Origin of the sequence: Streptococcus mitis (assembly GCF_002005545.1) — a bacterium.
Classification (GTDB): Bacteria; Bacillota; Bacilli; order Lactobacillales; family Streptococcaceae; genus Streptococcus; species Streptococcus mitis_I.
On the sequence record NZ_LBMT01000001.1, the window covers coordinates 1019479 to 1031889 of the forward strand.

The following is a 12411-nucleotide window of genomic DNA, read 5'->3' on the forward strand; positions in this document are numbered from 1 at the left end:
AGCGAGAACACGATGACACGTTATCAAGATGATTTTTATGATGCAATCAATGGAGAATGGCAGAAGATGGCTGAAATCCCAGCAGATAAGTCTCAAACGGGAGGTTTTGTTGATTTAGATCAGGAAATTGAAGACCTGATGCTGGCGACAACAGACAAGTGGTTGGCAGGAGAAGAAGTGCCTGAGGATGCTATCTTGGCAAACTTTGTCAAATACCACCGCCTAGTTCGTGATTTTGACAAGAGAGAAGCTGACGGTATCACACCTGTCTTACCACTTCTTAAAGAATTCCAAGCATTAGAGACTTTTACAGATTTTACAGCTCGACTAGCAGAGTTTGAGCTTGCAGGAAAACCTAACTTCCTTCCTTTTGGTGTATCGCCAGACTTTATGGATGCCAGAATCAATGTTCTATGGGCTAGCGCTCCAAGCACGATCCTGCCAGATACGACCTACTATGGAGAAGACCATCCTCAGCGTGAAGAGCTTTTGACTCTTTGGAAAGAAAGCAGCGTAAATCTTCTCAAGGCTTATGATTTCTCTGATGAAGAAATTGAAGACTTGCTAGAGAAAAGATTAGAATTGGACCGTCGAGTTGCAGCAGTGGTACTTTCTAATGAAGAAAGTTCAGAATATGCTAAACTCTACCATCCATATTCATATGAAGATTTTAAAAAATTCGCGCCTGCCCTACCTTTGGATGACTTCTTCCAAGCCGTTCTTGGACAAGTACCAGACAAGGTTATCGTAGACGAAGAACGTTTCTGGCGAGCAGCAGACCAATTCTATAGTGAAGAAGCCTGGCCTCTCCTCAAGGCAACCTTAATTTTAAGTGTTGTGAATCTTTCAACCAGCTATTTAACAGAAGAAATTCGTATTTTGTCAGGTGCCTATAGCCGTGCGCTTTCAGGAGTTCCAGAAGCCAAAGACAAGGTCAAAGCAGCCTACCAACTAGCACAAGGTCCTTTCAAACAAGCCTTGGGTCTTTGGTATGCCCATGAAAAATTCTCTCCAGAGGCCAAGGCAGACGTAGAGAAAAAAGTGGTAACCATGATTGATGTCTATAAGGAACGCTTGGCCAAAAATGACTGGCTGACTCCAGAAACTCGTGACAAGGCCATTGTCAAACTCAATGTCATCAAGCCTTATATTGGTTATCCAGAAGAATTACCAGAACGCTACAAGGACAAGGTAGTGGATGAGACTGCTAGTCTTTTTGACAATGCTCTAGCCTTTGCGCGTGTGGAAATCAAGCACAGTTGGAGCAAGTGGAACCAACCTGTTGACTACAAGGAATGGGGCATGCCTGCTCATATGGTCAATGCCTACTACAATCCACAGAAGAATCTGATTGTTTTCCCAGCGGCCATTTTACAAGCACCTTTCTATGACTTGCATCAGTCATCTTCTGCTAACTATGGTGGTATTGGGGCGGTTATTGCCCATGAAATTTCTCACGCCTTTGATACCAATGGAGCTTCCTTTGACGAAAATGGTAGCCTCAAGGATTGGTGGACAGAGAGCGACTATGCTGCCTTCAAGGAGAAAACACAAAAAGTTATTGACCAATTTGATGGACAAGATTCTTATGGAGCAACCATTAACGGTAAGTTGACTGTGTCAGAAAACGTGGCTGACTTGGGAGGAATCGCTGCAGCGCTTGAAGCAGCTAAGAGAGAACCAGACTTCTCAGCAGAAGAATTTTTCTACAATTTCGGTCGCATCTGGCGCATGAAAGGTCGCCCAGAATTTATGAAACTCTTGGCTAGCGTTGATGTGCACGCGCCAGCCAAACTCCGTGTCAATGTGCAAGTACCAAACTTCGATGATTTCTTTACAACCTATGATGTCAAAGAAGGCGACGGAATGTGGCGTTCACCAGAAGAGCGCGTGATTATTTGGTAATGTAAAAAATCTAGTCATCAGAAAAAAGGCATCCAATCAGGTGTGAAAACCTTGATAGGATGCCTTTTATAATGGAAAGATTTACTGGATAGTTTACTTATACTCTTCGAAAATCTCTTCAACCACGTCAGCTTTATCTGCAACCTCAAAGCGGTTCTTTGAGTAACCTGCGGCTAGTTTGCTCTTTGTTTTTCATTGAGTATTAAATTGCGAAATTGATTGTCATCATTTTACTAGAAAAAGGGATTGAAAGTTTTTTCGTGAGCGATAGTAGTAGCTGGACCATGCCCTGGATAGACGTCGTAGTTTGGTAGGGTGAAAAGTTGGGTTTTGATACTATGGAGGAGTTGTTCCATGCTACCAGTCGGAAGATCCGTCCGTCCAATAGTTTCTCGGAATAGTGCATCTCCTGTTAAGACTAGGTGAGCATCAGGAAAGACTAGGGAAACACCACCGATAGAGTGACCTGGTGTTGGTAAGGCGGTGAAACGAAACTCCTCCAGTTGGTATTCTTCGTGAAAGACAAAAGTGTGTTCAGCAGGTTTTGCGACCACATCTGCCATATCATCGTGGCGAGGGAGACCAGAGAGATTATCGACAGGAGTGTAGAGCCAGCTGGCTTCGCTCTCTGCGATATAGACAGGAGGATTGCCAAAAGTTTCGCGAACCAAGTCCAGACTCATGATATGGTCATAATGGGCGTGGGTTAATAGAATGGCACAGATCGGTTTGTTGATCTTCTCAATTGTCTGACGAATGGCTTCCCAATGGCTACCAGGATCGACAACGATGAGGTGCTTTTCGCCTTCTAGGTAATAGGTGTTTTCATAGGCAACAGGATTCACGGTTTTATGGATTTTCATACTAGCTCCAATCTCAAAGAATGTACTAAATTAAGTATAGCACAGTTGGGAAGAATAAGCTGAAAAAGGAAATAGTTCTAGAAATAATGATGAGGTTTGGATAAGAAAAATAAACCCCGAATGAATTCGAGGCTTAAACTGCTTTAATTTCCTGCGTAATATTTTTGGATTCCCTTGACAATCCCTTCAACTAGTTTATCTTGGTATTCACTACTACGGATTTTTTTGTTTTCTTCTGGATTATCCATATATCCCATCTCTAGTAAAACAGCTGGTTTAGCTGTTTCACGTAGAACAGCAAAGGTTGCTTGCAAAAGTCCGGCATCTCTGGCTCCAGTTTCAGCTAACAGTGAAGAATGGATATCGGCAGCAAGACGGTTACTTTCACTTATCCGTTCAGGATTATTATGCCAATCCTTGTTAATCTTGCTAGGGAAGCCAGGTTCTTCCTTGTAAGAATAGGTTTGTATACCTAAATTAACAGTAGTATCATTTCCGGTAGCGTTGAAATGAAGGCTGATGAAAAAGTCAGCATTAGTCTTGTTTACCATACGAGAACGTTCGGTAATAAAATCAACATCTACATCGTTATCTCGAGAAGCGAGAACAGTATAGCCAAGTCCTTCTAGTTGTTTACGCAGCTTACGATAAACTTGTAGGTTCAATTCTTTTTCAGCTATGCCATAATAATAAGCACCAGAATCACGGCCACCATGTCCTGGATCTAAAAAGATTGTTTTTGAGTAGTGTCCTTTTTGGAAACCTGGTGCCACTTCACGAAGCCATTTTCCGTTTCCTTGGAAAAGCTGATTTTTACCATCGACTGCATAGGTTCCTGTGACATACACACCATCGTCCTTAAGATAGTACCAAGCTTGATAGTCTGGGTCGTAAATCCATTCCTTATGGGCCATGTAGCCACCAGATTTGAGGTAGTAGGAACCAATCCATTGTTTTTGGGCATAGCGTCCACCAGCTTTGAGATAAAACCAACTAGAGTAGTTTTGGTCGTAGACCCATTCCTTATCTGCCATAGCACCGCTGGATTTGAGGTAGTAATCGCCTTTCCAGACATTGGCCAACATTCTACCGTAGCCATCAAAAACATACCACTTGCCATTGATTTGGCTCCATTGGTTGGTTAAATATTTACCTGATCCATTGATATAGTACCAATTATTTCCCATTTGATACCAGCTATTTTCAAGCAAATAGCCATGACTATCAAAGAGATAACCATCATAGAGAGTATCTGTAAATTTGACCCCAGTATGACTATAAAAAGTCCACTTGCTCCCCTCTTTTACCCAGCCGGTCTGTAGAGGTTGATTGGGCTTGGTTTTCGTAGAAAGAGATGGTTTACTTTCTTTCTCACTTGAGTCAGCTGTACTTGACGAAGTTTCAGTACTAGCTTGAGAACTGCTAGTGGAAGTATTTATTGAACTATTAGTTGAACTAGTTATGGGGGCAGTAGTAGAATGACTTGTGTCATCAGCCAAAACGACTTGGTTTGATAAGCCAAGAATAGCCAAAGCTAAAAGTGTCAGTCTTTTGTGTGATTTCATGTGAGATACCTTTCTAGAGAGATGAAATTTCAGTAATTATCGTAAAAACTGTTCATATTACCATTATACACTAAAAAAGTTAGAAAATTACCAAAATATCAAATCTTTTCTTATTGAAAAAGAAGAAAGTATTTTCATTTTACTAACTTTTAACGCAGCCAATATCAAAACAAAGTTAGATGAAGAACTAGATAAATTTGTTGTTTTAGTGTGAATCTTATTTTATCCTCCTTCCTAACAAACTGAATAAGCTTTAGAATCCTCTTTTTCTAGTTTTCATATTCTTAAAAAAGTGATAAAATGGTAGGAAGAATTGGAGAGTAGAGATGCCAAAAGAAGTGAATTTAACAGGCGAAGAAGTTGTCGCTTTAACTAAAGAATATTTAACGGAAGAGGATGTCCATTTTGTCCATAAGGCCTTGGTCTATGCGGTTGAATGCCACAGTGGCCAGTATCGCAAATCAGGCGAGCCTTATATCATTCACCCCATCCAAGTGGCAGGTATTTTAGCCAAACTCAAGCTGGATGCTGTAACAGTAGCTTGTGGTTTCTTGCATGATGTGGTGGAAGATACAGATGCGACCTTGGATGATTTGGAAAGAGAGTTTGGTCCTGATGTGCGGGTAATCGTAGATGGGGTTACCAAGCTCGGTAAGGTCAAGTACAAGTCTCACGAAGAGCAGTTGGCAGAAAATCATCGCAAGATGCTCATGGCCATGTCTGAGGACATCCGCGTTATCTTGGTCAAACTGTCTGACCGTTTGCATAATATGCGGACGCTTAAACACCTTCGAAAAGACAAGCAGGAGCGTATTTCCAAAGAAACTATGGAAATCTATGCCCCACTTGCTCACCGTCTGGGGATTTCCAGTGTCAAATGGGAATTGGAAGACCTATCTTTCCGTTATCTCAATCCAACGGAGTTTTACAAGATTACCCATATGATGAAGGAAAAGCGCAGAGAGCGTGAAGCCTTGGTGGATGAGGTGGTCACAAAATTAGAGGAGTATACGACGGATCGTCACTTAAAAGGGAAAATTTACGGTCGTCCCAAGCATATTTACTCGATTTTCCGCAAAATGCAGGATAAGAGAAAACGGTTTGAGGAAATCTATGACCTGATTGCTATTCGCTGTATTTTAGATACCCAAAGTGATGTTTATGCCATGTTGGGTTATGTGCATGAACTTTGGAAACCCATGCCTGGTCGTTTCAAAGACTATATCGCTAACCGCAAGGCCAATGGTTACCAGTCTATCCATACGACTGTCTATGGGCCAAAAGGGCCGATCGAATTCCAAATTCGAACTAAAGCCATGCACGAGGTGGCTGAGTACGGGGTTGCGGCTCACTGGGCTTATAAGAAAGGCGTTAAGGGGCAGGTCAACAGCAAGGAATCGGCTATTGGGATGAACTGGATCAAGGAGATGATGGAGCTCCAAGATCAGGCTGATGATGCCAAGGAATTTGTGGATTCAGTTAAGGAAAACTATCTGGCTGAGGAGATTTACGTCTTTACTCCAGATGGTGCGGTTCGTTCTCTTCCAAAAGATTCAGGACCGATTGACTTTGCCTACGAAATCCATACCAAGGTCGGTGAAAAAGCAACTGGTGCCAAGGTCAATGGTCGTATGGTTCCACTGACAACTAAGCTCAAAACAGGGGATCAGGTTGAAATTGTCACTAACCCCAACTCCTTTGGGCCGAGCCGTGACTGGCTCAACATGGTCAAGACCAGCAAGGCGCGCAACAAGATTCGTCAATTCTTTAAAAATCAAGATAAGGAATTGTCTGTCAACAAGGGTCGTGAGATGCTGATGGCCCAGTTCCAAGAAAACGGCTATGTGGCTAATAAATTCATGGACAAGCGTCATATGGACCAAGTTCTGCAAAAGACCAGCTACAAGACAGAAGAATCCCTTTTTGCGGCCATTGGTTTTGGAGAAATCGGTGCTATTACCGTCTTTAACCGTCTGACTGAAAAGGAACGCCGTGAGGAAGAACGTGCCAAGGCCAAGGCTGAAGCAGAAGAACTTGTCAAAGGTGGCGAGGTCAAGGTTGAAAATAAAGAAACCATCAAGGTCAAGCATGAGGGTGGTGTAGTCATTGAAGGTGCTTCTGGACTCCTCGTGCGGATTGCCAAGTGTTGTAATCCAGTGCCTGGTGACGATATTGTCGGCTACATTACCAAGGGGCGTGGTGTGGCTATTCACCGTGTGGACTGTATGAACCTGCGTGCCCAAGAAAACTACGAGCAACGTCTCCTTGATGTGGAGTGGGAAGACCAGTACTCTAGCTCAAATAAGGAGTATATGGCCCATATCGATATTTACGGCCTCAACCGTACAGGACTGTTAAATGATGTACTGCAAGTTCTTTCAAACACAACCAAGAATATCTCAACAGTCAACGCTCAACCAACCAAGGATATGAAATTTGCTAATATCCATGTGTCCTTCGGCATTGCCAACCTCTCGACGCTGACTACGGTTGTGGACAAGATCAAGAGCGTGCCAGAGGTTTATTCTGTCAAACGGACCAACGGCTAATTGTCCTAGTTCTTACTAGAAAGGCTATTATGAAAATCATTATCCAACGAGTTAAAAAAGCTCAAGTGAGTATCGAAGGTCAGGTTCAGGGAAAAATCAATCAGGGACTCTTATTGCTGGTTGGTGTTGGACCAGAGGACCAAGAGGAAGATTTGGACTATGCTGTGAGAAAGCTTGTCAACATGCGGATTTTTTCAGACGCAGAAGGCAAGATGAACCTGTCTGTCAAAGATATTGAAGGAGAAATCCTCTCTATTTCTCAGTTTACCCTCTTTGCGGATACTAAGAAAGGCAATCGTCCAGCCTTTACAGGTGCAGCCAAGCCTGATATGGCGTCAGACTTCTATGATGCTTTCAATCAAAAATTAGCGCAAGAAGTACCCGTTCAGACAGGCATCTTTGGAGCGGATATGCAGGTTGAGCTGGTTAATGACGGACCAGTTACCATTATCCTAGATACTAAAAATAGATAAGAAAGACCAAGCCCAGCCGGCTTGGTTTTTCTCATCTATCATAAAATGCTCCAAAAAGAAATCGGTTCCCGATAGGCTTTTGGGAAGTCTTTTTTCAGGCTTTGGCTTATGCGATAGGAAGGGATGAGATGGCCTAGGATGAGGAGGGTACCCTGAAGGAAAAGTGGGATGCGACTTAAACATATCAAGGAGAGAATCATCAGGATATCCCATAGGAGAATTTGTAAGGCAAAGCGCCAGAATCTCGGTCTAATCTGGGAATAGAGTTGACTAAAATGGTCACAAAGCTGGTTTGAAAGATAGGTCAATAGCACAGGATGAAAGAAAATGAACCAACCACTATAAATCAAAATCCAATCCCAAGTAAGTCCCTCTTTAAATGTCAAAAATGCCAGCATAATTCCATCAATGACAAGGAGCTCAATGGTTTTGATGTAGATGATGTTTTTCATGATAAAACCTCCTTTTCACTAGAGACACTCCCACAAAGAGATGTGTTTATCGTAAAAGTCTGGATAGTTTTCTCTCAGGTGGCTAGCCGTTATATAATAAAAAGTAGAATGACAGGAAGTAAAGACTGGAGTAAGAGAGTAAAAATGTTGAGGGCCAGTGATGGCTAAAAAGACAAATAATAGTAGGTCGGCGGAGAGAATCTCTAAGTAGTAAAGGCGAATTTTTTTGTTCATCTGAAGATAAATCTCAGAGAAATGTTTTTTGAGTCGATTGACCAAGCGAAATAGCAGGAGTCCTTGAGCAAGGATGAAAATGAAGCAAAAAATCAGGCCTCTCTCCAAAGAAAGTTCGTATCGGGGTCTGAAAGTTACTAACAGTAGCAAATCGCTGACTACGATGGCTGCAAAATGGATTCTAAAGAGATTTTTCATAAGATGACCTCCCTCTTTTATCTAGCTTTATTCTACTCCAAAAGAATGGGAGTTACAAGTAAAATGATAAAAAATTTTAGTAAGGAGATTCTATTAGATTTCTTTATTTGAGTTTCCTTCTATTATTTTACTTCTTCATCATTCCATACAAATAAAGCTCCGATTGCATTGAGGATATAAAAGATGTATTTACCGATATTGGCAAAGTTTCCTTGAATGCCAGCCTTTGTCAGCTGAACGAAATTGTAAATCAACCAAAAGCCCCACTGAGTTGTTAGTTTCAATGCGTTCAAAGCATTGGCAATGAGGGATAGTGCAAAGGCAATGGTTGTTACATATGCAAGGAGATTCATCTTGCCTCCATAGCCGATATAGTTTGTCACAAAGGCAAAGAGGAAGGCGATGATTGAAATGATGATGGCCGCCAATTTTAGCTGTTTTTGGCTCATTTGGTTGGGTCTGCCTTCTTGCGAAGCTTCCCATTTCTTAATAGCAAAGGTATAAATGAGGAAGGTGACGGGATAGGTGATAATAGCCGCCTTATTTCCAAGGATATAATCAATAGCACCGGACAAAATGGTATTAACAATACCAAAATAATTTCCCCATTTGCTTAATTTTCCCGTGAAACGAGTGGACAACATGGAAATCCCAACATTGGTTACGGAAATCAATCCAAAGGGTACAAGAGCTGTCCATGGGCCCCAGTCTACGAATTTGTCGAGACGGGAGTTGAGGTAACCAGATGCAATCGCAATCCCAACGACCAGAGCAACTCCAAAGAGGTCAAACCATTTAGATGTCGCAAAAATTTTTAGTGATTTTTTCATAGGTTAAACTATCTTTCTTTTTTTTTAACAAATATTCTACAACTAAATGAAAGCAAAATCAAATGATAAAAATAAAACCCTGAAAATCAAACTTTCAGGGTTGGTAGGGGACTTGAGAAATTAGTTGATTTTTTCGACATAGAGTTGTTTTGCGATGTCCATACTTACTTGTAAGTCCTCGTCTTTACTGAGGATAGTGAAGGTATTGCTGAAGCCATCAAACTGCTTGACTTGGAGCGAATCACCGATGTGAAGTGAGTGCTTGTCCAGATAACTGAGAATGTCAAAACTATCGTGCACCCGAGTTAGTCGATAGGAGCCAGCTTCCTTGATGTCAGCTAGTGGCAGGTTATTGATTTCAACAAGGAGTTCTCCCTTGGCAGGAATGGTTCCTCCGTGGGGGCAGGTTTTAGGGAAACCTAGCAATTTATCCAGTCTTTCCACGAAAAGGTCAGAGACAGTATGCTCCAAGACCTCAGCTTCCTCATGAATCTGGTCACTCGTATAGTCTAAATGATGAACTAGAAAAACTTCAATCAAGCGGTGTTTACGATAGAGCTCAGAGACCAGTTTGAGTCCGAGATCAGTCAGTAGATAGCCACATTCCTTGTCCTTGAGGATGAGATTTTCACTTTTCATCCGTTTAATCATTTCAGTTACGGCAGGGGGAGAGACTTGCATGCGAGCCGCAATTTCCTTGTTGGTGATTTTATGCAGGTCTATGCCAATTTCGTAAATACACTTTAGATAATCTTCTTTATTCGGGGTCATTCGTTTCCTCTTGTCTAATATCTCTATCTAGTATATCAAAAAAAGCTAGATTTCTCTAGCTATGACTTTTTATGTTATACTTATTGCAAGAGAAAAAACGAGGAGATGGATATGACGAAAATAGCTCTTCTTTCAGATATTCATGGAAATACCACCGCCTTGGAGGCTGTTTTGGCAGATGCTCGGCAGCTAGGAGTGGATGAATACTGGCTTTTGGGAGATATTCTCATGCCAGGGACAGGACGTAGAAGGATTTTGGACTTGTTGGCTCAACTACCGATTACGGCTAGAGTTTTGGGAAACTGGGAAGACAGTCTGTGGCATGGTGTCCGTAAGGAATTGGATAGTACTCGTCCCAGTCAACGCTATCTCTTGCGCCAGTGCCAGTATGTTTTAGAGGAAATTTCCCTAGAAGAAATCGAACTGCTCCACAATCAACCCCTCCAGCTTCATCGTCAGTTTGGGGATTTGACGGTGGGAATTAGCCATCATCTGCCTGATAAGAACTGGGGGCGTGAGTTGATTCATACTGGGTCGCAAGAGGATTTTGACCGCTTGGTGACCAATCCGTCCTGTGATATTGCTGTTTATGGTCATATTCACCAGCAGTTACTTCGTTACGGGACTGGTGGACAATTGATTGTCAATCCAGGTTCGATTGGGCAACCTTTCTTTCTAGATGCCCAGTTGCGGAAGGACTTGCGGGCCCAGTATATGATTTTGGAGTTTGATGACAAGGGCTTGGTAGATATGAACTTCCGACGGGTAGACTACGATGTGGCAGCTGAATTGCAGCTGGCTAAAGATCTGAAACTTCCCTATTTTGAGGTTTACTATGAAAGTCTGGTCAATGGTATCCACCATACTCATCATCAGGAATTTCTGAGAGAATTGGCCCAGAAAGAGGGTTATGATAGGGAGTTAGATGCCTGGTTGAAGGGTGGTAATGATTGACATTACAACTAAAAAGGGTATAATAAAAGAAAAAGAAGAGTAGAGGCAGGCTAGCCTCGTAAAAAGGAGAAGAGGATGCAAATTCCAAGTAGATTTACCATTGCGACTCATATGCTGATTATTATCGCTCTCGAGGGGAAGGAAAGCAAGGTGACCAGTGATTTTCTGGCTGCTAGTGTCGGGGTCAATCCTGTCATTATCAGAAAGACCTTGTCCCAGTTGAAGAAGGCAGAGCTGATTTCAGTAGCGCGTGGAACAGGTGGGACAGAGATTGTCAAGGATCTTAAGGACATTAGTCTATTAGATGTTTATCAGGCGGTCGAATGTCTTGGTAAGACAGGTCAACTCTTCAGTTTCCATGACAATCCGAATCCAAATTGTCCAGTTGGAGCTCATATTCATGAGGTTTTGGATCAAAAATTGGAGAGAATTCAGCTGGCCATGGAGACTGAACTTGGTCAGACCAGTCTAGAGCAAGTCGTGGCCGATGCAGAGAGTCAGATGAAGGATTGAGAGGGATAGATGCCCTCTTTTTCTCTATGTAAAATTGTGATAAAATAGAATCATTAAAGGAGGAAGAAATGTATCTCGTTATAGGAATTGTATTAGCCTTTATAGTGTCATTTTGGAAGGATAATAGAAGTTTGTGGAATCCAGTATTATTCTTATTATCCCTCATTTCCAGTTATTTTTATCTAGGCTACCTTTTTTATCAAAATGGGTATGAGAAGATTCATTTCGCTTTTTTTATATTTCCCTTTATTTTACTTCCGATACTGATTTTTCTAAGTGGCATCTTTTTAATCTATAATGGCCTTATCCTGCTGAAGCGAGAGGGACGTTCAAAGGCTAATTATCTCTCCATGCTCCTTGGAATAGTCATTTTGCTATTTTTTGCCTTGATTTCATTTCGATTGGGAGGTCAAAATGAATTATTTTATACCAATCACTTTCTAAACATTTTATTTGTATTCATTTTCTACTCTTATTTTATTTTTGGCTTTGCTTTTACGGGTTTTATGCTGTACTCTATCTTGTATCTCTTTATTCCTAAGAAGAAGTATTATGATTTTATTATCATTCATGGTGCAGGTTTGTTAGACGGAGAAAAGGTAACACCTTTGCTGAAGAGGAGAATTGATAAGGCCGTAGAAGCTTACCACAAGTCTAAGAATTCTAACATAAAAATTATTGCCAGCGGTGGAAAAGGAGGAGATGAGAAGATTTCTGAAGCGCAGGCAATTACAAACTATCTGCTTGAAGAGACAGATGTTCCCCAAGATGCGATTATTCTGGAGGATCAATCAAGGACTACCTACGAGAACCTTCTCTTTTCTAAGGAACTTGGCGAGAAACTGGTAGACAAACCTCAATTTCTCTTTGTAACAAATGATTATCATGTTTTTAGAACTAGTACTTATGCTCGTAAGTTAAAAATGAAGGGAGATGGCCTCGGATGTAGGACGGCATGCTACTACATACCATCTGCTTTTATTCGGGAGTACGTAGCGCTCTGTGTCAAGATGAAATGGCTTTTCCTTGCCTTTTATATCCTGCTATCAGTCCTCATTTTGATAGCCTATAAAGGGGTTATTTGGTAGTCAGATTCTATTTAAA

At 41.6% G+C, this 12411-nt stretch carries 12 protein-coding genes; 6 read left to right on the forward strand and 6 right to left on the reverse strand.

The window, feature by feature from the left end; translation table 11 throughout:
• Positions 1–12 precede the first annotated feature (12 nt).
• Positions 13–1905: an endopeptidase PepO gene (gene pepO / locus QS39_RS05385; protein WP_077804840.1), complete on the forward strand. Its 1893-nt coding sequence runs from the start codon at positions 13–15 to the stop codon at positions 1903–1905.
• 233 nt (positions 1906–2138) lie between these two features.
• On the opposite strand, the gene QS39_RS05390 is transcribed toward pepO, so the two are convergent.
• Both QS39_RS05390 and QS39_RS05395 read right to left on the reverse strand, forming a co-directional pair.
• Entirely contained in the window at positions 2139–2768 is a 630-nt protein-coding gene (locus QS39_RS05390; RefSeq protein WP_077804841.1) for an MBL fold metallo-hydrolase, read from the reverse strand.
• Positions 2769–2911: 143 nt separating this feature from the next.
• Positions 2912–4333, reverse strand: a complete 1422-nt coding sequence (locus tag QS39_RS05395; protein WP_077804842.1) for an N-acetylmuramoyl-L-alanine amidase — start codon at positions 4331–4333, stop codon at positions 2912–2914.
• A 326-nt stretch (positions 4334–4659) separates the two neighbouring features.
• Here QS39_RS05395 and QS39_RS05400 point away from each other — a divergent pair, with 326 nt between their 5' ends.
• Both QS39_RS05400 and dtd read left to right on the forward strand, forming a co-directional pair.
• Positions 4660–6882: a RelA/SpoT family protein gene (locus QS39_RS05400; protein ID WP_077804843.1), complete on the forward strand. Its 2223-nt coding sequence runs from the start codon at positions 4660–4662 to the stop codon at positions 6880–6882.
• Positions 6883–6911: 29 nt separating this feature from the next.
• Positions 6912–7355, forward strand: coding sequence for a D-aminoacyl-tRNA deacylase (gene dtd, locus QS39_RS05405; RefSeq protein ID WP_000691419.1), 444 nt, complete (start codon positions 6912–6914; stop codon positions 7353–7355).
• 38 nt (positions 7356–7393) lie between these two features.
• On the opposite strand, the gene QS39_RS05410 is transcribed toward dtd, so the two are convergent.
• The 4 genes from QS39_RS05410 to QS39_RS05430 all read right to left on the reverse strand — a co-directional run bounded on the left by QS39_RS05410 (position 7394) and on the right by QS39_RS05430 (position 9840).
• Positions 7394–7807, reverse strand: a complete 414-nt coding sequence (locus tag QS39_RS05410; protein WP_077804844.1) for a hypothetical protein — start codon at positions 7805–7807, stop codon at positions 7394–7396.
• An 18-nt stretch (positions 7808–7825) separates the two neighbouring features.
• A complete protein-coding gene (locus tag QS39_RS11285) occupies positions 7826–8239 on the reverse strand; it encodes a hypothetical protein (RefSeq protein WP_077804845.1) in 414 nt (137 codons plus the stop codon).
• Between the two features lie 122 nt (positions 8240–8361).
• On the reverse strand, positions 8362–9069 hold the full coding sequence (locus QS39_RS05420; protein ID WP_180375008.1) for a nicotinamide mononucleotide transporter: 708 nt from the start codon (positions 9067–9069) through the stop codon (positions 8362–8364).
• Positions 9070–9189: 120 nt separating this feature from the next.
• Entirely contained in the window at positions 9190–9840 is a 651-nt protein-coding gene (locus QS39_RS05430; protein ID WP_077804846.1) for a metal-dependent transcriptional regulator, read from the reverse strand.
• 111 nt (positions 9841–9951) lie between these two features.
• On the opposite strand from QS39_RS05430, the gene QS39_RS05435 reads away from it, so the two are divergent.
• The 3 genes from QS39_RS05435 (at position 9952) to QS39_RS05445 (ending at position 12395) form a co-directional block, all read left to right on the forward strand.
• Positions 9952–10794, forward strand: coding sequence for a metallophosphoesterase family protein (locus QS39_RS05435; protein WP_180375009.1), 843 nt, complete (start codon positions 9952–9954; stop codon positions 10792–10794).
• 75 nt (positions 10795–10869) lie between these two features.
• Positions 10870–11307 carry an Rrf2 family transcriptional regulator gene (locus tag QS39_RS05440; protein WP_001166790.1) on the forward strand — a complete coding sequence of 146 codons (438 nt, stop codon included), beginning with the start codon at positions 10870–10872 and terminating at the stop codon, positions 11305–11307.
• Positions 11308–11375: 68 nt separating this feature from the next.
• Positions 11376–12395, forward strand: a complete 1020-nt coding sequence (locus QS39_RS05445; protein ID WP_077804848.1) for a YdcF family protein — start codon at positions 11376–11378, stop codon at positions 12393–12395.
• Positions 12396–12411: the final 16 nt, after the last annotated feature.